We start from the raw sequence: 23,673 nt of genomic DNA on the forward strand, positions 1-23,673 counted from the left end.
CGATGATTTGACAGCTAAATGACAGACGAAGTAGATGAATTTGTTGATTGATTTTAATTTGACTGCAAAAGCAGTCAAATAAGTTAGGCTCGCCTATTGACTGGTGGAAGGCTCATATGTGTTATGTGATTTTTATTGAACAAGTGACGGCACTTTTGATTGTAATATCTCGATCAGTTTTTCATCCATATATTCATAATCATCTGGTATGTCTAAAGAGATTACTTTCTGATCTTTTATTGCTCGACCAAACTTGCTGCTTAATTTCTTTTTATGAGCCTTTTCCATAACGAAAATATAATCAGCCCACTCAATATCTTCAAGACTTACATGAACCTCAGCATCGTTACTAACACCTGCGGAATAAACTTCCCAGTCATCTACGTTGCTGAAGATAGCTTCTGCCGTAGGACTTCTTAACTTATTCTTACTGCATAGAAACAATACGTTCTTCACTGAGCCTCCAAGAACACATAACGCCGCCATATGGGGCGCAAAAATGCTTGGCTATACTTTGCGACGAAGGAGCGCAGCCAAGCGTTTTGCGTCCCTGCCATAATGGCCTTGTTATAGCTGCCATCGCTTTGGATAGATGCCTTTAAAAGCGATATTGATAAGCTCTTGCTTATCGATATGTCCTTTTTTGAACTTCATTCCATAAAAAATGAAAGCAAATAATACGCAAAATACATATAAAGAAAAGCAAAGAACTAAAAGGCACACAGTGAACATCATCAATACTGTGCCACTATCATAGCTACGAATTGGTACATCTGACTGAATCCCAAAGCTTGAGGCTATAGCAAAAAACAACGGATATGCTACCGAAAACCCAATCAGACAACCAAAACCACCAATCTTTGCAGACTGCGAGTAAAAGTAAGGTTTTAATTTTCTTTGGCTATTGATAGCTCGAATTAGCACAACCACTTCCCTAGGATGTATAACAGCTTATTAAAGGGCCAAATAAATTTAAAGTCGGCCATTTAAGTTATTGATTAATATCATCCTACATTTGCTATCTTGTTGAAGTAAAGTAATTAAATGTATCTAACAGACAAAAACAAACCGAGCTTGTGCGTAAAGTAGAATTTGCCTTCACTTTACAAAAAACTAAAGATAACAATATCAGATAATTACGTTTTTCATATTGATAAACCGATAAAACTAAAGAACGACTTTTAATCATTCTTTAGCGTAAATCGATGAAAAACTATTATACCTGTACATAAAATTAGTACATGCCACATAAAAGTGTGCCTGCTGATTTTTCTTTAATTCTTTTGATTTTCACATGCGAAGCATGTGGCTTTTGGGGTTAAGGGGTATCCCCTTGCCCGAGTTTATCTCCCATTGGAATACACCTGATCAAACTTTAAGATAAACGCACAGATGGCCGAGCATACAAAGATTGTACTTGCAGCATGTCACAGAAGTGTTTGCACTTGAGGTAATTCAGTCACATCCATTGTGAACCAACATCAACAATCACTAACAGTTGTCAATCCGTCAGCAACGAAGAAATAGAGCCTCGAGTATAAGCGCGGCTGTGACCGTCCATGACATGGACGTCATGGCCGAGCTTACAAGGATGTACTCGCTGCGTGTCACAGAAGCGTTTGCCCTTGAGGTGATTAGGCCACATCCATGAGCCAATATCCTCTGCACTTTTGTGTCGAAACACAGCCAGCAACAAAGAAATAGAGCCTCGAGTATAAGCGCGGCAGTGACCGGCCATGACATGGACGTCATGGCTGAGCTTACAAAGATGTACTCGCAGCGTGTCACAGAAGCGTTTTTACTTGAGGTGGTTCTGTCGTATCCATGCGAGCACAATATAAACAATATCCTTTGTTCCTCCTCCACAAAGGGTATAACTACACTATTGGTTGAAACGCGGTTAATGAATCAAGCATGGTTGCATTGCCTAATCCTTGTCCTGGGGCAACTGAGGTAAATTGGCTTTGTTCGCCATGTAGAGCCATATAATTTAGCAATACGGTTTCTACCAACAAGTTAACGTTATTGGCCGACGGGGCTGACGCGGTATCAACGGATGCATCAGATCGCATAAAACCAATTTGTTGTTTTCTGGCCATTTGGTCGGCGCTGCCTCCCATTAATTGTGGTTTGCCAGACGGATTGTAAACCAAAAAGAAAGACGCACCTGTTGATGAATTATCGCCAGTCCATTCGCCTTTACCGCGCCCTTCCATTGAGTCATCGATGCGACCATTACTGGCAACTGAGCCATCACTGAACACGTATAGCATTAACGGCATATTACGACGTGAAGCATATTCTAAACACGCGCCCATGCAGCGACCGGCTCGTAAGTCTCTTAACTCACCTGTGGCGCGCTCGCCAGTGTGATAGTCAAACCCCCCCATGGTGACCGTGCCCGCACCAGAAAAGCCATTAACCACTAACTTCATGATTGACGCGGTTTTTTGGAACTCAGACTCAGAGTCAAATTCATTAATCCCAAAAATGCCACCAGGACCGACAATATCAGGGTCTAACAATGGGTTTAATGTTGATGGGTCGCCAAAACGGTCGGCAAGGTCAGCACTTTTAACATAACCACAATTAACCAAATCTTTAATCACATCACCGCGGGTAACTTGCGTGTTCACTGCCGCCATTTTTTGCGCGCTAATACGTTGAATACTTTCCATCACGGCCACAGCATCACGTTGCGACAATAAACTGAATAAATCACCTACATCCACTAAACCCGTTACGTCTGAAGGGCGATCAATTTTAGTGGGACGTTTGCTTAAATCGATAAAGTTGGTGGGCGCCATTGAATTGCCGCCGGAATCTGAATTACGCGACCCCACTAACGGCATTAACGAACCGTTCGCCCCTGCTGCCGCGATGGCATACATAGGATTGTGTGGATTATTACCCGTGTCATTATCTGAGCGATTGGGGATCACAGCACCGTTGATACGTGATGCGGTATCAGATGATACTTTCTCTAAAATTCCGCGTAAAAAAGCCGAGTCAGAGTGAAATGCCAATCCTAAATCAGTATTAATAAAATCAGACATTCCCGCATTAGGGTTTGCAATAGACGGAGCCATATCACCTGGTAAACCCAGTTTGTTATAACCAGCCGTGGATAAGAAATCTTGCTGGCCGCCAGCGCCGCCAACCAACACATTAGAACCCGCAATATTGGCACCACCGGCTAAATCGAAACTAATAAACGGAATTTTGCCCGCCCCTTGTACGCTTATGCCGCAAGAGTCTCTTAGTGCTTCAAGATCGGGTGATAGCGCCGCATGAGCATTGTTAGGGTTAGCAAACAGGCTAAATAACGATAAACCAGCAACTGCGGCGCCGCCTTTGTACAAGCCTGTCGAAATAAAATCTCGCCTAGTCATCGGCTTACTATGGTCAGCAAACAACAATGGACTGTCTGGATGAAGGTGCTTAGGTCTAGTCATTGTTGAATCCCTTTTGTGCCCGTATTACGGCTATATCAGTTGCATGGGTTAATCGCGAAATAGTCAGTCCAACAACCGTTTGCCTAAGCTGCTGCGCGGTTAATGCTATCAATCGCTGTAAATATCGTTTCATACTGTCGCCCCTATTGCACTAGCATCACGGCACTGGCCAATACGGCAGCACAACTAGACTTAGCGATAGTACGGGTGCGCTCTGCAGTACAGGTGCCACTACAAACCGACAGACCGCTCACTAAGCTATCAAGTTCATTGTAAACCGAACTTTGACTTGGCTGACTGGCTAACGATAACGGCATAAGTTGGTTAATTAACGGGTTCAATAAATTGGCGCGATCAGTGGTATTTAACGCCACACTAGGTACGGCAGTAAAGTCCACATCTGGGAACCAATTACTGCGAATCGTGTTGTCTTCAATCGCAGTATCACAATAGGCAATGGCAAGCTGGGTAATGCCCATTTGCTGCGCAGAGATAAAGGTTTCGATATTTTCAAGACTCGGTAATTGACGTTTAACTAACTGATAGGTGTTAAATACTTTAGTCGATTGTTGGTCAACGCCCGTGAGCATACTCATACTGTGATTAATTTCAGCAAAGTTACGCACACCGACTTGAGCCGATTGAGTGGTTGCTGGCATCTCGGCAGGGGTAACAAATACCCCAGGTAACACTACATTGGTGTGTTCGCCTAATTGTTCAAAGGTTAAGAAAAACTCATCCAGATTAGCGCCTTTTTCAAGGGCGATAATAGTACCCAATGCTGAGATAGAAAACGGCTCTGCAATCGCTTGCCCTGCCGATACTGATAAATCGAGATTCGCGTATGACTGGCCTTGAGCACTTTCTTTACCGTTTATACCGATACGTAAGCCTTTTAACGCAAAGCTGTCTGCTACTGGCGTACCGTCAATGTTCACAATGGCAGCATTACTAAACAAATAGCTGTAGTTATCAAACTGACTGACTTCAAACATGACGTAGGTATTGGGAAGATCAATTAAATGACTAATCGAGAAAAGTAAAAAGAACTTTTCACCCACTCCAACATTATAATTTTGCTGTACTTGCTCAGGTGCGAGTACCCGATTATAAATGGCTAATAAGCGAATATCGCCTTGCCATACATGCTGGTTTGACGCTTCTCTACCCAAAATAAGCGCGAAGCTGTCGTCCCAATTGGCAAGTGGCGCAATGTCTTCATCGACCACATCAATCAATTGACCATTAACGTAAATACTGCGGCCAGTGGTGGCATTGTAAGTCATCACTACATGCTGCAATGTGGCTTGTAATACCTCTTCCGCGTCTGGTGTACTTAATGCTGGCTCGCCATTGGTACTAGTTGCTTGAGTGCGCAGCATAAAGTCATAGTTATATTGAGTTTGGCCTAAGGTAAAATTACGTGCGCTGTCTCCCGCAGAATAGGTCACTATTCTGGCTGGACCTTCTTGAGTTACATTATTAGGTGTCACCCAAGCCTCAACAGAAAACTCACCTGTTGCGGTAATTAAATCATGCAGTTTTTTGCTGTTAGCGGTACTCGCCTGCGCTTTACCGTTAGTAAACGACAAGCCCCAACTGCCCAACCAATCTACATCACCGGTTAAGGTCAAATTAGCGGCTGGAGATATGCCTGAGGTGTCATAAGCAATGCTGCCCTCACCTGTTTTAAATTGATATAAAGCAATTACGTCAGTTTCAAAACGGCCACCACTTGAGGCGGTAATGCCATCGGTTAAACGTAATGACTTTGACACCACCATGTCTGGTGAAATCTCATCAAGTTCAATGCCATCACTGAGCGCCATAATCGCATCGCGCATTTCAATGCTATCGTCTACACAATTGCTCCAGCAGTTATGAAACTCCGAACCTAAACGCACCACAAGCCTTGATTGAGCGGGGTCGTCTAAATTAATCACTCCTTTGGCGGCTTCATAAGCTTGGCTCACATCGGTGCTGGCAAAAAATGGCGACTGGGGAGATTGTGCTGCTTCATTATGGCAAGACACACAATATTGATTCACGATGGGATAAACGTGCTGACTGAATAAACTGCTGTCATCAGGGAAGTTTTTACTAGAACCTGGATCACGAATAACCGGTGCAGTCAGCTCAATAGTATTGACCGTACTAACACGCTCATCGGCCCATAACTTGATCCATTGGGTCATGGTTTCACCACAAGCTGAATCACTGGCGAGCCAACAATTGTGTCCACCAGCGACTTTACTGACTAAACGTGAAGCTTTAGGGTCGGTTAAGTCAACCAATGGATTCGTGGCAGCATAAGCATCGTTAACGTTATTTCGACTGGCAAAATAAGGCGCTTGATTACCTTCTGTATGGCACGCACCGCATTTGTCTTGGGTTGAGATGTTATCCCACAACGATGTTTTGTATTTTTGAATATCAGCCGTTGCTGCTGCAGGGCCGGTATACACGTCAGATTGTGGCGTTTGTTGCGCAGGCGGATTCTTTTCAACATCCCCGCCACCACAAGCAGAAAGCCCGATGATTAATGAGGCAATAACAAGGCCTTTAGCCATTAAATATTTCACGGTTATTCTCCCATACAGTAGTTGCCAACTTCAGCAAAAACGCGCTTAAGTTGGTAAGAGTTCTGTTTAAAAGAAGCCGTAGTAGCACTAATTTGTGCAATATCAGCTTGGCTTTCTGCGTCTCGTAAACACACAGTTTTAAACACCTTTTTAACTTGGCATTGGGCAAAGGCATTACTGTTTGCCAGCTCTTGGCCTAAGGATTTAGCCCCACTACCTTGACCAGACAAACTGTTATCCCAACCCAATTTTTGATTAGGGCCTTCGCGCCAGTAATTGTTCCATCTATCGTTTGGTGTGGCATAGCCAAAAGGAAAACTGGTTGAATTGATATGATACTTACCTTGCACTCGTGTGCCGGTGGCGGGGTCGGTTTGACCGCTGGTGTTGTAAGCTATTGCTCCAGCTTCACCCGTTGGATCTTGGTCACGGTTAAACTCATATTCATAAAAAGCAAACGCTTGCGCCAGTGGATCCATACCACTGTGACAACTTGAGCAGTTATTGATAAATAAACGGCTGTCTCCACCAGGACTGCGGCTCACATCTTGTCGAATACGATCGGTTGGGCGGGTGTTGTCTTTTAATGGCTCTAAATCGGTACACAAATGATTCATTAAGGTAAAACGAAACATCGCGCGGTTAGTGCCTAAATAGAAAAACTCTTTCGCAGCGGCGCGGCTAGTTAATACCCCTGCCGTTGCATCAGCAGGTAATCCATTCACACTCGATTGAGTGGTGCGCTCTAAACCATCTTTTAAATCAATAAATTGGTCTTCTAATGCCTGATAATGGTCATTATTGTTGCGATTGTAGCCGGGTAAATTTAAACTATTCTTACCCACATATACCATGTCGGCTTGCAGAATATCTCTAAAATCAACATCGTCTCTAACCGCACCAATCACAGTGGCTGAATAGTCATTTAACGGCGCAAAAATGTCTTGATCAATATTGGTCCACGGTGTGGCGAATAATTTCAACGTCGTAGAATAAAATGCCGGTGTTTCCATTGCGAGGTATGCCGCTTCGATGGGTTTGCCGTCATCAAGTAATGCTGCCATATTTTGCAATGTGATTTCGGAAGCTGGAACCCCAGCTATACGGTCATGCAGTTGTTTTGCTTGCTCTAAGCTGGCAGCAACCACATTGGCCGACAAAAGGCTCAATACACCAAGTGCTAATACACTCATAAACGGCTTAAAATGCATCGTTTTTCCATAATAAGATAATAAGCTGAAGCTTTTTACCGTACGAAGTCGTTGCTTCATACTGTCTCCTTGTTAGCACTTGACTGCCTGGTATTGAACTGAAATTGATATTTGGACATGATAAAAATCGAATGGTGCTGATTAAATCATTCAACGGCTCACATTAAAAGTTTTTATTTTGTTAATTTTTTTGACACTTACAGCCAATAACTTGGCGCCAAAAAAGCGTCTTGCCGTGTCAAAATAAAGTATTCAAATATTTAATAAAAAATGTTGAAACACTGGGCCTAGAAAGCAATAATGTCAGCCGCAATAGGGTTTTGCTATGATACTCACAAAAATAATAAATCGTTAAGGAAAATAAATGAGGCCGACTTTGGGCTATAACATTATGATGTTTACGGTAATTACATTGTTATTGGGATGTAACACCGAAACAGCAATTAAAGATCAACAGCCTGATCCCGTTCTTGTTGAATATCCTGTGGCTTATATTGAGCGTAATTTAACTGCGGTCGATCAAAATCCTGCACAATTTGAAGATCTTAATCCAGGCCATTTTAATCCTGGCGCGCAACTGCTCATTAAACGCAATGCCTTCGCTGATTCACCTGCGACGAATTTAACAGCCTCCTTATTTGCTGAAGATCAGTTGATTGATATTCGCGATTTGTCGGTGTCAGATGATGGTCAACAACTGCTTATGGCCATTCGCGCACCTGAAATCGACGGTGTTGACGACGATGAACAACCTAAATGGAACATCTGGCGTTATACGGTAGCAAGCCAAATCTTAGAACGAATCATCAGCAGTGACATAACGGCAGAGCAAGGCGATGATTTAATGCCGGCGTTTTTGCCCGATGGCAGAATTATATTTGCCTCAACCAGGCAGCGTTTATCTCGGGCAATTTTGCTTGATGAAGGTAAACCACAATACACAGCATTAGATGAAAGCCGTGCTAATGAAACCTTTAACATCCATGTAATGGACCCAGACGGCAGCGCCATTAAGCAGTTAACCTTTAACTTAAGCCATGACTTTTACCCATTGGTTCTGCAAAGCGGAAAGATTTTATACAGCCGCTGGGATCGAATGGGCGGCGACCACGGAATTAACCTGTACCGTATGAATCCAGACGGAACAGAAAACGAATTAGTCTTTGGCTGGCATTCGCATCAATTGACCCTTGACGGCCAAACCGAAGCGATTGATTTTATCAAGCCACAACAATTAGCTAGCGGCGAAATATTGATGTTGCTTTCATCACAGGACGACACCAGGATTCAAAAACGTCCGGTGCTGATTAATATTGACGACTACATTGATGCCCAGCAAGCCACTGCCAATTCTGGCGCGCAAGGCGAAGCGATTACAGACGCCACGTTATCAGAATTTAACTTCTCATTTTCTGCCGCATTATCAGAAACAGGTAGAATCAATCATTTATACCCACTACCCGATAACAGCCAGCGCTTTTTAATGAGTTGGGATTTGTGTCGTGTTGTTGTAAATGACATCGTCCGCGCCTGCGGTCAACTCACCGCGGAGCAACTCGCTGACGATAATCTGATTCAAGCCGATCCCTTATACGAGCTGTGGCTACTCAACAATGCCAACAACACCCAACAATTGGTGGCCACAACAGCTCAAGGGACGGTGCTAACCGAATCGGTGGTGATGCAACCTAGCGCACAACCAAAAACCTTTGTCGCGGACAAGGTCGTCGGCAACGAACTTGATTCACAGCTAAGTCAAGAATTGGCTGGTTCTATCCACATTCGCAGCGTATATGACTTTGATGGTATCGACACCACTGCCAACGTAGGTGGTATTAGCCGTTTAAGTGACCCATCGCAAACACCCGCAGCCAACTTACCGGCTCGCTTTTTACGGATTGTGCGTGGTATTCCCATGCCACCCGACGATGTTAGAGACATTGCCAATACCGATTTTGGCCGCAGTAATAACCAACTGATGCGCGAAATTGTCGGTTATAGCCCAATTCAACCCGATGGTTCAGTCAAAATAAAAGTGCCTGCTAATGTCCCATTGGCCATCAGTGTGTTAGATATCAATGGTCAGCGTATTGGCGGACGCCACAATCAATGGATCACGTTAACGCCGGGTGAAACCCTAGAATGCACCGGCTGTCATACTGCTAACAGTCAACTGCCTCATGGCCGACTCGACGCCCAAGCCCCTAGCATTAATACCGGAGCCGCGGGTGGTTCTGCCTACCCTAATGCCACAAGCAATATCATTCCTGCGCAAGGACAAACCATGGCCGAAGCCAATGAAATGGTCAATGGCCTTGCCGAGCTTAGCGACAGTATTAAATATCAAGATATTTGGACTAACCCAGTATTGTCTGCCGTTAATCCAAATGTTGAATACAGTTACAGTAATTTGGCCACACCGGCGCCTAATGGGAGCGAATGCTTTGACAATTGGACGCCCTATTGCCGCATTCAAATCAATTATGTTGAACATATTCAACCGCTGTGGGACTTAGCTCGACCCGTTATAGACGCAACAACTCAAATAATCGTTGCCGATAACACTTGTACCAATTGCCATAATATCGTCGATGCCGATGGCGCGGCGCAAGTGCCTGCGGGACAGTTGTCGTTAATCAATTCACCTTCAAGCGATCAAGCTGCACACTTAACCTCATACCGTGAACTGTTTTTTAACGATGTTGAGCAAGAAGAAGTCGATGGTATTTTAATCGACAAATTAGTTGAAGTGCTTGATGCCGATGGCAACGTAGTTTATCAAGTAGACAGTAATGGTGAGCTTATTCTTGACGCTGACGGTAACCCTATCCCGGTGTTAACCACAGTCAATGTGCCGGCAATTTTATCGACTAATGGCGCGCGTTCAAGTAACACATTTTTTGAGGTGATGAATAACACCACCCATCAAAATATGCTGTCGGCCGATGAGCTCAAATTACTTAACGAATGGTTAGACATTGGCGCGCAATATTACAACACGCCATTTTACTCACAGGACTAACAAAGCATGCCACAAGCAAAACCATAGGTTTGCTTCATGACTTTGCGATAGGGAATTATGCAAACATATTTACGAAACACCTTTTTGTTACTGATATTGCTGTGCTTAAGCCCAGTGTTGCAGGCCGACGACAACCCAAGTTTGCGTATTGAGGTGCCCTTTATTGAGCTACATTCTGGGCCAAGTGCTGGCTACCCTGTGGTGTCGATTATCGAAAAAAATGACATAGTCACAGTGCTGCTTAAGCGAACGTCTTGGTTGAAAGTACTAAACAAACGTGGCGTTGAAGGTTGGTTTCATGAAGATAACCTAAAGGGTTTATCCCAAGATGGCCAAGCCATTGACGTTAACTTGATAACAGAACAAGACGTCATCAATCGCCAAATTGAAGCCGGTGTAATGTACGGCGATTTAGAAGGTGCCAACTTCTACAATATTTATGCGGGCTATGCATTTACACCAGTATTTAGCGCTGAAATATCAGCAGGTAAAGCACTGGGGAGTATTTCAGACAGTGATGTATTTGAGGTCATGCTGTTTAGCCAACTTTTACCCGAGTTAATTGTCGTGCCATACATTGGCGTTGGCGCGGGGATCATTAATACCGAACCCCATAGTGTGTTAGCCGACACCGAAGCGCGCCGCAGCACCATAATGAGTGCGGCAGCTGGCATTAAATATCACCTTGCACGTAACTTTTTATTACGGGCCGAATATAAACTCTCGTTAGCCTTAACCGACCGAGATGAAAATGAAGAGATCCAAACATGGAAAATAGGATTCAGCGTATTTTTTTAGTGCCTTTGTTCACTGCTAGTACTTTAGCGTTGACCGCATTAATGCCAAGCTCAGCAGCATTTGCCGCAGACGATGCCCCTAATACCGTCAAAGCCGATGTAGAACGTCGCACTGTGCTTGATGATGTTATCGATACTGAAAACGTTGAAGTGGGTATTCAAGGCGGTATTTTGTCGATTGAAGATTTTGAATCAAACCCTTGGATAAGTGCGCATGTGGGTTACCACATCAGCGAACATTTTTATGTCAAAGCGCGTTATGCCCAAGCCAAAGCGGGTGAAACCAGTTTTGAAAAATTGTCTAATGCGGCGCCATTGTTAACTGATGCTGAGCGCGAGTTAACTTATTACGGCTTAAACATTGGTTATAACCTACTGCCTGGTGAGATCTTTTTCAGCAAAGACACAGTGTTTAACAGTGTCTTTTCGATTGAATTAGGTGGCGGCAGTACCGAGTTTGCCGGTGACGAGCAATTTACCGTCAACCTCACTGCAAACTACCGAGTATTTTTAACCGACTGGATAGCATGGGATTTAAGCATGAGTGATTACCTGTTTAATACCGAGGTTACTGGCGCGTCTAAAACAACCCATAATCTGAATTTTGCTACGGGTGTGTCGTTCTATTTTTAATCCACCTCGATAGTGGTCGTTAAAAGAGACCATAGAATATTCGAGTAGCAAAAGTGAAAAACCAATAAGGAAATACAATGTTGTTCAGTCGATTTAGTGGTAAATGTCTTATTGCATTAGGTGCAATATTGTTGTCGATGCAGGTACAGGCGCTCACGCTTGGCCAAGCTGCACCCGACTTCACCTTAAAAAACCAGCAAGGGACTAACCTCAATTTAGCCGAGCAACGTGGCGAGATTATCTTGATCAACTTTTGGGCATCTTGGTGTGGACCATGCCGTAAAGAAATGCCGATTTTGCAAAAATTACAAGATAAGTATCAAGACCTCGGCGTTCAAGTATGGGGCATTAATGTTGAACAAGAAAACCAAGCAGGCAAAGACTTTCTAGCCGATCTTGATTTACGTTTCCCAATATTTTTCGACCAAACCAATTCTTTGTCTAAGACCTATCAAGTTGAAGCCATGCCAACCACAGTGATTATTGATCGCGATGGTAATGTGCGCTTTGTATTTCAAGGCTATAAAGACGGCTTTGATAAAAAGTATGCTGCGGCCATTAAACAGCTGATTAGGGAGTAAATTGATGAAAAAAACCTTATCTCCTCGTATCACTACTTTATCGCTTAATTGCATTGCGCTATTAAGCTTAATTACTTTGAGTGGCTGCACGAGTATGGGCATTGAGCCTTGGGTTAAACCTTACGAGCGTCAAAATTTAGCCGACCCTATCATGCGCTTAAATCGCCATCCAAGTGCCAGCATGCATATGGCTCACGTACTTGAAGGTCGTGAATCGGCCCGTGGCGCTGAAGGAACCGGAGGTGGTGGTTGTGGCTGTAACTAATTTGCTCAATAAAAGCATTAAGCTATTCACGGCATTACTTGTCAGTATGACGTGCTTGTCTGCCCAAGCTGCAGTGCTCGATCCTGATCGCGCTGACGTGTTGTATCACAGCTACGAAGGTGGCGGCATGACCATTGATGGCCCGTCAGTATTACTCAGAAAAAAGACCTCTGAATCGGTCGCATTTACCGCATATTATTATTTAGACAGTATTTCATCCGCATCTGTGGACGTTATCAGCACTGCCAGTGCGTACACAGAAAAGCGTAACGAAGGACAATTTGGGGTTGAATACCTGCATGACAAAACCTTGATGTCGTTTAACCTGCGTCAAAGTGATGAAGACGATTATTTAGCCCAATCATTTAGCATCAATGTGTCACAAGACACCTTTGGCGATTTAACCAATTTAAATCTGGGTTTGTCTTATGGCGACAATGAGATTCGCCGTAATGGTGACGACCAGTTTGAAGAGCAGAGCGAGCAATATCGGATTCGTGCTGGCATCAATCAAGTATTAACCCGCAACCTTACCGCAAGCTTTAACGTTGAAGCTATAGCAGACAGCGGCTATTTAAATAACCCATACCGCACAGTGAGATACATAGACAACAGCGTTCCATCTGGTGTGGCTTATCAGGCAGAAGTGTACCCAGAAACCCGCAACTCGTTTGCAGCAAAGTTCTCGGCCAGTTACTTTTTACCTTATCGCGCAGCCTTGTTTTTTCATTACCGCCACTTTAACGACAGCTGGGAAATCACCGCCAGTGATGTAGAGCTTGGATATCGACATCCACTAGGCGACAGTATCGAATTAGAATTTAAAGTGCGTTATTACCAGCAAACTCAAGCTGAATTTTACAGTGACTTGTTTCCTTATCGCGACGCGCAAAACTACCTTGCACGCGACAAAGAACTCAGTGACTTTAGCGACATCACTTACGGGATAGGCATTACCTATCAATTACCCGCCTCGGTATCGTTTGGCGACACGCGTTCAGAAGCATCGCTGCAATGGGATTATATTGACTTTCAATACAATAACTTTAGAGACCCTACCGCAGATGGCGGAGTGGGCAACGAACCGTTTTATGGGTTCTCTGCCAATGTCATCCGCGCTTTTGTCAGCGTGTATTTTTAATTGCTCGCCCTAAATATTGATACTTTTAACAACATAATTGCCAAGGCCATAACTATGACAACCAACCGTAAATGGGGTGCTTTTTTAACGCGGTTATTCGCAGCAACGTTACTGATTGCTGGTTTATTTGCATCACCAGCCCAAGCTGAAGATACCAAACAAGGCAATGGTGCATTAGCCAGCGAGCTTGAAGACATTAAAAGCCAAGTACTAAAACTCAATCGCGATCTATTTATTTTAGAAGAAGATTTATTGTTTCCTGCCAGCACCCAAATCGCGGTTTTTGTGTCGGTTGATGTGGGCCGATTTCTCAAACTCGACAGTGTTGAGTTAAAAATTGACGACAATAATGTTAGCGGTTTTTTATATACCGAACGTCAACGCAAAGCATTAGAGCAAGGTGGAATTCAGCGTATTTACCTGGGTAATCTTAAAATGGGCCCTCACCTGCTAACCGCAATATTTACTGGCAATGATGCCGAAGGTCGTACAGTGCAACGGGCCATTAGCCATAATTTTGATAAAACCGATGAAACAGTAATGATAGAACTCAAAGTCGAAGACAGTGAATCAAGCTATCGGGCTGATATCAAAGTCGAACAGTGGGTATTGTAAACAACAATGGCCGTTAACACTCAATCATTTAGCCTTATGCTAGCTCACATCGGTAACCCACTCACACGAGTTTTGGGCTGTGCAGCCATGCTATGCAGTTGCTTAACCCTCTTGCACACTACCGAGCTTCAAGCGGCAGAAAAATCAATAAAAAACTCTGTAAGTGCATCTGCGCCTAAAACCGATCTAGAAGATAAATTTTACCGCCAAGCATTGTACTTTTATTTTGCTGGCGATTATGGCGCAGCATTAAGACAAATTAGCCTCAACCGTCAACGCAAAGAGATCTATTCTGATCGCAGCCAATTGTTCGAAGCCGGACTACAAGTGTCGATTGGCTTGCACGAGCAAGCCACCCAAACCTTGGCACAATTTGAACAACAACAAGCAAATACTTCGACCCAAACCACAGCGAATAACAGTACTAATACCAATAGCAGCAAAACGAAGTCAGCCACATCGCCAACTGAATTATTATTAATCGCTTTGTTGCAGCTCAGCGAACAGCAAATTGAACACGGCGACATTGATGCGGCCAAACTCACATTAGGCAGAATTACCACATTACTGCCCGATTATGTCGAGCAATATCATGTATTAAACCAATTAGCTTATTGGCCAGATACGTCGCCATTAACCGCCCAAGTACAGCAATCAACATCAGAAGATGACCAGCCACCAGCGAGTTCATCTGTCGCTTACATCGCCTTAAACCAGGCGTTGTTGCACATGAAGCAGCAGCAATACAGTGCGGCACAACCTATATTAATTGAGCTTAAAAGCCAACAATGGCAGCCACCCAAAATTAATTTTTGGCAGCAATTGTTTAACCCTTTTGTAGAGCCCGACATTTTTGACGATAACGATGAGTTATTGCCAGAAGTTAAAGACGCCTTGTTGCAACAACAAGCCATCAATGATTATGCAAAGTTACTGTTGGCACAGTTGTATGTCGCCAATAAACAATACGATTTAGCCTATAACGAACTGAGCGATTTTCCTGAGCAAAGTCCTTATGCTGAATCCGCTTTGTTTTTATTTGCCTACTCGGCCCAGCAACAACAGCACTATGACATGTCGTTTAAGTTGCTATCGCTATTGCAGCAGCAATACCCCTACTCAAATTTAGCCTGGCAAGCCGCGTTGTTAACTGCAAAACAAGTCAGTGAGCAGCAATCTTTAGCACAAGGATTAACCTTGTATCAGCAAGCTGAACAACTGTATTTACAAAAAATTGTCGAGATAAAAGGATTTGCAGAAACAGTTAGCACCATTAGCAATGTTACCGACTTTGCCAGTAAGACAGTAGATCAACAAACACCTTCCTTGGCAACCAAGTCTGACGCGTTAGAGCTTATCCTTACCGAGCGTTTTAGCACTGATTCGCCTTGGCTAAAAAAAGCCTTAAATGACCCGCAATTAGCGACCGATTATCACACCTTATTAAGCCTTGATTTACTTAGCGACAATGTGCAAAAACAACAGATTAACAGTCAATGGTTAAAGGACACTTTAGCGCTCAACACCCAGCGCCAAGCCCGCGTCATTGAACAACAAAAACAGCTCGCCTACACAGAGATGATTAATACGCTAGACGAGCAAAAACAACGTATTGCCAAGATTATTGATCAAGCAGAAGCTGAACAAAATGCCCAAGTGTTTGCCGACCCAAGTCAGCAACAATGGATAGACCGTATTGATGCCAGCCAAGCCAGGTTAACTACATTGGCGACTCAACGTAATATCGACGACGAACAACAACGACTTGATAGGATTAAAGGGGTGTTGCAGTGGCAATTACAGCAAACATTGCCACAACGACTTTGGCAGCATAAAAAAAGCCTGAAGCAATTAACAACACAACTTGAACAGCTTGAACGACAAGCCAATCGATTTAGTGCATTGTCGAGTAACACCCGCTTGTTATCTGACTTTGAGTTACGTCAACAACAAACCCAAACCGACATTAACAGCACGAACGTTAATATTACCGGACTGCGTGACAAAACCGACCGAGATATTCGTGGCAAAATGAGCATTTTTACCCAGCAACAACAATATACGTTACAGCAACTACTGCTCACCACTCGCCACCAAATGGCCAATGTATTAGAACAAATGTCACAAGCAGACACTGCGCCAATCAATCCCTTCTCAGCAAACGAATCGGCGGTAAACAAATCGACTGAAAGTGATTCCACTGTAGTTGAGTCAGCTGCACAAGGAGCGCGCTAATGTCAGTATCGGCTTATTTATCAGGCGCATTAATCTTAATCAGTGGTATTGCATTATCGGGGTGTTTTAGCAGTGGGCAGGCTGATTATGCTCAACAAGCTAAACGCACTAGCTTAGGCGATTTGGCCAACAAACGCAGCAGCGAAACGGTGGCGAGTGTTGAAATGAGCCAAACTCAACGCAGTGCCAAGTTGGCTAATATTTATCAACAATTGCTGACACTTGAGCCCGATCCTGAAATCCGGACGCACGTTGAATATCGCTTAGCGCAAATCAATACCGAATCATTTGAAGCCCAGTCTTATGCAGACCTCGATGATGAGTCGCAACCAGACAGTCAAGTGCTAGCTCAGTTGACTCAAAACGATGCGGCACTGCAAAAATTAGTTAACGAATATCAACAGCTATTGCAGCGTTATCCGCAGCGACCTGAAAACGAACACATACAATATCAATTAGCTAAAGCGCTCGATTTACAGGGTAAATTGGATGCGAGTTTGGCTGAAGTTGAATCATTACTGCGACACTATCCGCAGACAATGTATCTTGCCGAGCTTAACTTTAGACGCGGTGAAATCTATTACAACTTACAGAATTACTCGGCAGCCATTACAGCATATCAGCAAGTATTAACCGCTAATGATAATCAAAAATATCAACTGAACAGTTTATATATGCTCGGCTGGTCCGAATTTAAACTCAATCGACTTGCCAATGCCGACAAAGCATTCTTGCAAGTGTTTGAAGCCTTAGTGGCCGGCCAGCAAAGTAATCGTGATATTGCAAACTTAACCTCCGACAACTTTGCTTTTGAAAAGCTCGGCAGCCGCGCGCAAAATTTGGCGATTGATACCCAAAGAGTCTTGAGTATTTCACTAAGCCAGCAGCTTCAATCTCAGTCGTTGGTGTCTTTGGTTAAAGACAATCAATCGCTGCCTTATCTTGATTTGTATCAGCATGTATTATTTGCCAATTTGGCCCAATTTTTACTCGACAAAAAACTCGACTACGATGCAGAACTAACTTATCAGGCATACATCGATTTGGCGCCAGACAATATCTGGGCAGCTCGCTATTCGCTAGATTTGCTCGACCTTTATCAGCGTCAAGGCAAGTTTGCAGCCATGCATCAGCTGAAAAATGACTATGTTAATCAATATGGTCTTAGCAGCACTTTTTGGGTAAATGCCAGCACAGCGCAGCAAGCAGAGTTATTACCACAACTGCTTAGCTTTAGTGACGAGCATAGCCGCCGTTTGTATGCCGATGCACAAACTCAGCAAGGTGCACAACGAATTAGCGCTTTCGCACAGGCTGCCAGCGCATTAAAGACCTATTTACAATTGGCCAAATTACCTCAAGCCAGCACGTTACTCACTAAAGATATTCTTAATGACGAGTACTTGTTTGCTGACGCCAATTTTGAAGCCAAACAATATCAGCAAGCGCTTGCCAGTTATTACGCCATTGCCTATGACACCACAGCAACGTCGGCAGCCTTGCGTAAGATACAACAGCAATCGGCTTACGCAACAACCGTCACCATACGCGAAATCATTTCGCAACATGATCAAAGCCAACAAGGTCAGAACCAACAAAAACAAAGTGGTCAAAGTAATACTGATGATTACAATAAACTCATTTCACAACGTAATCAGCTAGATAAAGACTTTATCAATCAGTATCCATCTGACGAGCGTGCCTTACAGCTCGCCAGTAACGCCGCCCAATATTCGTTTGATGCTAAAAACTACATCGACCTTAAATACTTTACTGATTTTGTATTACAAGCCCACGGCATTCACACGATCAATAATGCGGCAAGCTCAGTGCAAACCGCTACGCCGTTGTCAGACTCTGCCCGTAAGCAAGTGCAGTTTGTTAGCCAGCTTTATGCCAATAGCTTGTATCAGCAAGAGCAATACGCACAGGCTGAAGAGGGTTACATTTTAGCGCTGCAATACACAGACAAGAGCACAGACTCATGGTCTGAAATGCGTAATCTGTTAGCTTCTAGCATTTACTCCCAGGCTCAAGCGGTTAAACAAACACAACCAGAATTAGCCGTAAGCCAGTTATTACGCGTTGCTCAGGCAGTGCCTGAATCAAAATACGCGGTTAATGCCGAACTCGACGCTGCAAACTTATTGCTTGAACAACAACGCTGGCAAGAAGCGGTCGACGTATTAAAACCGTTTCAGCAACGTTATCCACACCATGAGTTTAGCGCGGTCATTCCAGCTAAATTAGCTCAATCCTATGAAGCACTAGCCCAATGGGATTTAGCCGCCGAGCAGCTTTTGATCATTGTCGCCAATGAAAAGCCCGGCGCATTAAAGCGTGAAGCTCAATACACTGCGGCGGAGTATTATTTAAAAGCAGGCGATAACAGTAGCGCACTCAGCACCTTTAGAACTTATGCTAAAACCTACCCACAACCGTTTGATGTAGCACAAGAGGTTCGCTTTAAAATGAGTGAGTTTTACCGCCAAAGCGGTGAAGCTAATAAGCAATATTACTGGTTTAGACAAATCCTAAGCTTTGATCGCAAACAATTGCAGCAAGATGCGAATGCCATTCAAGCTCGTCAAATTGAACTTGCCTCTATCGCAGCATTTTCCTTGGGTGAAGCTGAACAACGCAGTTTTGCGGCAATTAAACTCAACGCACCGTTGCAAAAAAGCTTGAAGCGCAAACAAGATACGATGAAAAAAGCCATTGGTTATTATCAACAAGTGCTCGACTTTCAATTAGCCAAATACGTTCCTCATGCAACATATAACCTCGCTGAAATGTATCGCCAACTTGCAGCCGACATGATGAGCTCACAACGCCCTGGCGACTTAGATGAATTAGCCTTGGAAGAGTACGAGATTTTACTCGAAGAGCTGGCTTATCCATTTGAAGAGAAAGCCATCGAAATTCACATCAGCAATACCCAAAGAGCATGGGATGATATTGTTGATCAATGGATTGAAAAAAGCTTTGAACGCTTGGCACAAATGTCCCCTGCCCTTTATCAAAAACAAGAGTTAACGCATGAGGTTATCGATGCTATCCATTAAGTCATTATTTACCTCATCGACACCGAAACTGGCACTATTCGCGCTAGTAAGCCTTATGCTGTTACCCGGTTGTAGTACGTCACCTAGTGGCACTAACGCCAACAAGCAAACCACTACGGACCCAAGCCTAAAGGGCATGGACAAAGACATTGTCGACTTAGTTAGCCTCAATACAAAAAGTGTCAATAACAGCACCAGTATCAGTGCTGGCTCAACGGATAACCGTAATATGTATCTTGAACAAGCCTCACAACGGTTAGCCGATGTGCCCACATCGGTATTGAGTCAATATCAGCAAGCCATTAGCCACATGAAAAACCAGCAATGGCAAGCGGCGAATAGTTTGTTTGATAAAGTGATTGTTGCAGAGCCTCAATTGTCGGGCGCCTATGTCAATAAAGCCATCATAGCAATAAATCAGCAGCAATTAGATCAAGCCGATGCACTGCTCGCAAAAGCGATTGCGGTTAATAACAGCAATCCTTATGCCCACCAAATTAAAGCTAATATAGCAAGGGTACAAGGCCAGTATGCTCAGGCTGAGCAAGGTTATTTAACGGCGCTAACTCTGTGGCCTCAATACCCACAAGCACAATTAAATTTGGCGATTTTATTAGAGTTATATCGCGGTAAGTTGTTGCAAGCCCGCCAATACTACCTGGCGTATTTGGCTAATCAGCCAAATGATGAACAAGCCAAACGTTGGCTCGCTGGCGTAGAAATAAAAATTCAACGCGCAGGGTTAACATTACCCGACAATGCTAATGGAGCAGGCTAAGATGACCATGCTAAAAGTGTTTCAAACAATCTGTTGTCATCGCGCATTACCACTGGTGTTAGCCACTTGTTTACTGAGTGTATCAGCTCAGGCTACGGCCAATGATGACACTGAAAAGCAACAAGCGGTGAAACCAGCGAGCAACAAACCTGTCGTCATTCAAAGCCAAGTGACGGGCTCACAAGAGCAACCCAAAGTGCTTTATATTATGCCATGGCAAGGGATCAATAATCCGATAGACATTAACAACGAAGGCATGCGACTGACGCTGCCTGAGTTTAGGCCTATCAATCCAAAAGTATTTCGACAACAAGTCAGGGATTTTGCCAACGGCACACCAGAAAATAATCAATAAACACCCTGTAATAAGCCATTAAATAAGCCATTAAATAAACAACATGCTAGCCAAAAACTGAGTAATACCTAACAAAAACAATTGAACACCTGTAGCCATTAACGCCAATGTTCAATACGACAATAAGAGAAGGAACATCACATGAGTTTTACCGACCATATCATTGCGTTTTTACAAAATGGCGGCACATTTATCTACCCTATCGCATTAGTTTTAGTGGTCGGTTTGGCCATTACCATTGAGCGCTGGTTATATTTAAGCTCTGCACATCGTAGTAATCAGCACGCTTTTGCACTGATTAAAAATGCCTTAAAAACAGGTGACATCAATACCATTAGTCAGCATGCACAAAACCATAAAGCGCCTGTGTTTGACGTGTTGCAGTCTGGTATTGCCCGTATATCAAGTGCAAGTCGCCGTGAAGACGTAGAATACGCCATGGAAGAAACCGTGATGGAATACATGTTACGCCTTGAAAAGCGTACGCCATTTATAGCAACGCTCGCTAACATCGCCACCTTATTGGGTCTATTAGGTACCATTATGGGCTTAATCGCAGCATTCTCGGCAGTGGCTAGCGCCGATCCAGCTGAAAAAGCCAACTTATTGTCTTCTAGTATTTCTGTTGCGATGAACACCACCGCATTTGGTTTGATTACCGCCATTCCGCTGATTTTATTTCACTCAAGCCTACAGACTAAAACGGCAACCATCGTTGACTCAATTGAAATGGCAGGCATCAAACTGCTCAATTCATTGTCATTTAACAAGCAAACGGATAACAACCGAGGCTAATGAGTATGAGACGCCGTCGTCGCCCTAATACCCAAGACGCAGAACTGGATATCACCTCATTCATGAATTTGATGATTGTGTTAGTGCCAGTACTTCTGCTGAGCTTGGTGTTCTCACAAGTGCGTATTTTGAATCTGCAATTGCCGGTATTGTCTGAAGCTGAGCAAGCACAAGATGATCAAGAACCTAAAATACTCGAATTGGTGATAACCCCGGCTCGCTTAGCACTAAACTACCCAGCCGGCATGTCACTTAAACAGTTTGAACTGACTGATAACGGTTATGATTTCGCCGCGTTGTCTGTTTATCTACAAGACTTAAAGCTGACATTTCAACAACAAGGTATTGAAAAAAATGACATAGTATTGTTACTCGACCCAGCGGTTGACTATCAAACCATCGTGTCTGCCATGGACACGGTGCGATCATTTAAAGCGGTAGTGGCAGCCAATTTGGTTGATGCTGAATTGTTTCCGATGATCTCATTAGGTGATGCGCCTGCCGTTAATGATGCAGACATCGCCACACCGGCGCAGACCACTATTGGAAAACCAGTAGGAGCTAAGCCATGATGAAGCAATCGGCAAGAAGCCGCAGATTAGCTAAACACCACAAACGCTTAAAAGCTGGCAGTAAGCTCAACCTTGTTGCATTAATGGATATTTTTACCATTTTGGTGTTTTTCTTAATTGTGAATCAATCTGAAGTGCGAGTACTGCAAAATATCGAAAAAATCAGTTTGCCCGTGTCTGTTGCAGATGTACTGCCAGTTGAAAACCTGGTGATTACAGTGTTTACCGACACCGTATTAGTGCAAGAGCGCCCTATATGGCAAAAAGGTACTGATGAAATAGGCTTAACCGAACAACAAAATCCTGAGTTTATTAATGCCTTAACCAACGAATTGACCTATCAAGCCAGTAAACGCACCGAGCTTAGCGAAACCGAGCAACAAAATGGCCGGGCAGTAACCATTATTGGCGATGCATCCACGCCTTATGTTGTTCTTAAGCAAATTATGGCTGCTTGTGCTGCAACCGGTTACCGAGATATTTCGTTGGCGGTTGAACAACAAGCAAAACAAGCTAATGGTGAGGGCTAATATGACAACAGCAACCTTACACCATCACCAAACCAATCAGAGCTTTAATGATTTAGGCGACTTATTTAAACCCAGCAAACAAGACAAACTGTTTAAACAGATTTTGTGGTTGTTGCTGTTAGTTTATGTCGTCTTTGCGGTCGTAGTACCCATGCTTGAACAAATTGAACTTCCACGTGAAGTAAAAGAGCAAGTACCACCGCAATTAACCAAAATCATCTTGCAAGAAAAGCAATTACCGCCACCGGCCAAAGCAGAAGAGAGGCCAGAGGTGAAACCGCCTGAGCCAGAACCGCTGCCAAAGCCTGAGCCTGCACCACCAGATGAAAAAGTACCAGAAAAGTCTGTTGAACAAGCTGTAAAACCTCAAGTTGTTCAACCAGTAACACGTGACGCTGCAAAAGAGAAAGCCAGCACATCAGGCTTAGCGGCGATGAAAGATGAGCTTTTTTCAATGCGCGAAGCCTTTGATATTAAACCTACAGCGCAACGCAAACTTGACCAAACCACGTCTCAAGAAGTCAAAGTAAAACGTGATTTATTAGCTGGTGCGGCCAATAAACAAACTGACAGCTTGGCAAAATCAACTATCAGTAAAACTGTTGCAGCAGAATCGTTAAGTGGCAACCAAACTCAACAAATACGTTTAGCAAAAGAAGAAATATTAGCTACCCAAGGTGCCTCTGCAGAAAAAGCCAGTCAAGCTAGCCAAGGTGGGCAACGTTCTGAAGCAGCATTAAGACGAACATTAGAGGCCAATAAATCGCGGCTTTATTCGTTGTACAATCGTGCACTTCGAAAAGATCCGTTTTTAAAAGGCAAAGTGATGTTTGAAATTGTCATACAACCCAATGGCAATATCAGCAAGGTAACGATTAAATCAAGCGAACTCAATAACCCCAAGTTAGAGCGTCAATTAACCTTGGTATTACGTTCAATAAGCTTCCCAGCAGAAAAAGTCGCGCTAATGACTACTATCTGGGCTATCGACTTCTTCCCGAGTTGATGGGCATAAACCTTATATGTCGATTGATCAAAAAA

Annotated in this window: 21 protein-coding genes; 15 read left to right on the forward strand and 6 right to left on the reverse strand. The window is 43.7% G+C overall.

Annotated elements, in window-relative coordinates:
• Positions 1-132: 132 nt before the first annotated feature.
• The 6 genes from H5125_RS06705 to H5125_RS06730 all read right to left on the reverse strand — a co-directional run bounded on the left by H5125_RS06705 (position 133) and on the right by H5125_RS06730 (position 7,308).
• The gene (locus tag H5125_RS06705; protein ID WP_182743842.1) at positions 133-456 is read right to left on the reverse strand and encodes a low molecular weight protein tyrosine phosphatase family protein; all 324 of its coding nucleotides are present in this window, start codon (positions 454-456) and stop codon (positions 133-135) included.
• A 111-nt stretch (positions 457-567) separates the two neighbouring features.
• On the reverse strand, positions 568-924 hold the full coding sequence (locus H5125_RS06710) for a hypothetical protein (RefSeq protein ID WP_182743843.1): 357 nt from the start codon (positions 922-924) through the stop codon (positions 568-570).
• Between the two features lie 953 nt (positions 925-1,877).
• Positions 1,878-3,455: a general secretion pathway protein GspF gene (locus H5125_RS06715; RefSeq protein WP_182743844.1), complete on the reverse strand. Its 1,578-nt coding sequence runs from the start codon at positions 3,453-3,455 to the stop codon at positions 1,878-1,880.
• Positions 3,448-3,588, reverse strand: coding sequence for a hypothetical protein (locus H5125_RS06720; RefSeq protein WP_162022691.1), 141 nt, complete (start codon positions 3,586-3,588; stop codon positions 3,448-3,450). Before H5125_RS06720 ends, H5125_RS06715 begins: the two co-directional genes overlap by 8 nt.
• 10 nt (positions 3,589-3,598) lie before the next feature.
• A complete protein-coding gene (locus tag H5125_RS06725) occupies positions 3,599-6,037 on the reverse strand; it encodes a LamG domain-containing protein (protein WP_310734186.1) in 2,439 nt (812 codons plus the stop codon).
• 2 nt (positions 6,038-6,039) lie between these two features.
• Complete coding sequence (locus tag H5125_RS06730; RefSeq protein WP_182743845.1) at positions 6,040-7,308, reverse strand: hypothetical protein; 1,269 nt, start codon at positions 7,306-7,308, stop codon at positions 6,040-6,042.
• A 304-nt stretch (positions 7,309-7,612) separates the two neighbouring features.
• Between H5125_RS06730 and H5125_RS06735 the strand changes: the two genes are divergently transcribed.
• The 15 genes from H5125_RS06735 (at position 7,613) to H5125_RS06805 (ending at position 23,638) form a co-directional block, all read left to right on the forward strand.
• A complete protein-coding gene (locus tag H5125_RS06735) occupies positions 7,613-10,270 on the forward strand; it encodes a PD40 domain-containing protein (RefSeq protein ID WP_182743846.1) in 2,658 nt (885 codons plus the stop codon).
• Between the two features lie 57 nt (positions 10,271-10,327).
• Positions 10,328-11,068 carry an SH3 domain-containing protein gene (locus H5125_RS06740; protein WP_182743847.1) on the forward strand — a complete coding sequence of 247 codons (741 nt, stop codon included), beginning with the start codon at positions 10,328-10,330 and terminating at the stop codon, positions 11,066-11,068.
• On the forward strand, positions 11,038-11,700 hold the full coding sequence (locus H5125_RS06745) for an outer membrane beta-barrel domain-containing protein (RefSeq protein ID WP_220487248.1): 663 nt from the start codon (positions 11,038-11,040) through the stop codon (positions 11,698-11,700). The genes H5125_RS06740 and H5125_RS06745 overlap by 31 nt, the downstream gene beginning before the upstream one ends.
• A gap of 77 nt (positions 11,701-11,777) precedes the next feature.
• Positions 11,778-12,281 (forward strand): TlpA disulfide reductase family protein, encoded by a 504-nt coding sequence (locus H5125_RS06750; RefSeq protein ID WP_101087756.1) that lies wholly within the window; start codon positions 11,778-11,780, stop codon positions 12,279-12,281.
• Between the two features lie 4 nt (positions 12,282-12,285).
• Complete coding sequence (locus H5125_RS06755) at positions 12,286-12,546, forward strand: DUF4266 domain-containing protein (RefSeq protein ID WP_182743848.1); 261 nt, start codon at positions 12,286-12,288, stop codon at positions 12,544-12,546.
• Positions 12,533-13,687 carry a DUF3570 domain-containing protein gene (locus H5125_RS06760; RefSeq protein ID WP_242445187.1) on the forward strand — a complete coding sequence of 385 codons (1,155 nt, stop codon included), beginning with the start codon at positions 12,533-12,535 and terminating at the stop codon, positions 13,685-13,687. Before H5125_RS06755 ends, H5125_RS06760 begins: the two co-directional genes overlap by 14 nt.
• A gap of 54 nt (positions 13,688-13,741) precedes the next feature.
• Positions 13,742-14,302, forward strand: a complete 561-nt coding sequence (locus H5125_RS06765) for an AraC family transcriptional regulator (protein ID WP_182743849.1) — start codon at positions 13,742-13,744, stop codon at positions 14,300-14,302.
• 6 nt (positions 14,303-14,308) lie between these two features.
• The gene (locus H5125_RS06770) at positions 14,309-16,537 is read left to right on the forward strand and encodes a tol-pal system YbgF family protein (RefSeq protein WP_182743850.1); all 2,229 of its coding nucleotides are present in this window, start codon (positions 14,309-14,311) and stop codon (positions 16,535-16,537) included.
• Positions 16,537-19,602: a hypothetical protein gene (locus tag H5125_RS06775; RefSeq protein WP_182743851.1), complete on the forward strand. Its 3,066-nt coding sequence runs from the start codon at positions 16,537-16,539 to the stop codon at positions 19,600-19,602. Before H5125_RS06770 ends, H5125_RS06775 begins: the two co-directional genes overlap by 1 nt.
• Positions 19,589-20,380: a tetratricopeptide repeat protein gene (locus H5125_RS06780; protein ID WP_182743852.1), complete on the forward strand. Its 792-nt coding sequence runs from the start codon at positions 19,589-19,591 to the stop codon at positions 20,378-20,380. The genes H5125_RS06775 and H5125_RS06780 overlap by 14 nt, the downstream gene beginning before the upstream one ends.
• Before the next feature lies 1 nt (position 20,381).
• Complete coding sequence (locus H5125_RS06785; protein ID WP_182743853.1) at positions 20,382-20,735, forward strand: hypothetical protein; 354 nt, start codon at positions 20,382-20,384, stop codon at positions 20,733-20,735.
• Between the two features lie 141 nt (positions 20,736-20,876).
• The gene (locus H5125_RS06790; RefSeq protein WP_182743854.1) at positions 20,877-21,530 is read left to right on the forward strand and encodes a MotA/TolQ/ExbB proton channel family protein; all 654 of its coding nucleotides are present in this window, start codon (positions 20,877-20,879) and stop codon (positions 21,528-21,530) included.
• Positions 21,531-21,535: 5 nt separating this feature from the next.
• A complete protein-coding gene (locus H5125_RS06795) occupies positions 21,536-22,102 on the forward strand; it encodes a biopolymer transporter ExbD (RefSeq protein ID WP_182743855.1) in 567 nt (188 codons plus the stop codon).
• Positions 22,099-22,632, forward strand: coding sequence for a biopolymer transporter ExbD (locus tag H5125_RS06800; RefSeq protein ID WP_220487250.1), 534 nt, complete (start codon positions 22,099-22,101; stop codon positions 22,630-22,632). The genes H5125_RS06795 and H5125_RS06800 overlap by 4 nt, the downstream gene beginning before the upstream one ends.
• A 1-nt stretch (position 22,633) precedes the next feature.
• Positions 22,634-23,638: an AgmX/PglI C-terminal domain-containing protein gene (locus H5125_RS06805; protein WP_182743856.1), complete on the forward strand. Its 1,005-nt coding sequence runs from the start codon at positions 22,634-22,636 to the stop codon at positions 23,636-23,638.
• The last annotated feature ends 35 nt before the right edge of the window (positions 23,639-23,673 follow it).

Origin of the sequence: Shewanella sp. SR44-4 (assembly GCF_014163715.1) — a bacterium.
GTDB lineage: Bacteria > Pseudomonadota > Gammaproteobacteria > Enterobacterales > Shewanellaceae > Shewanella.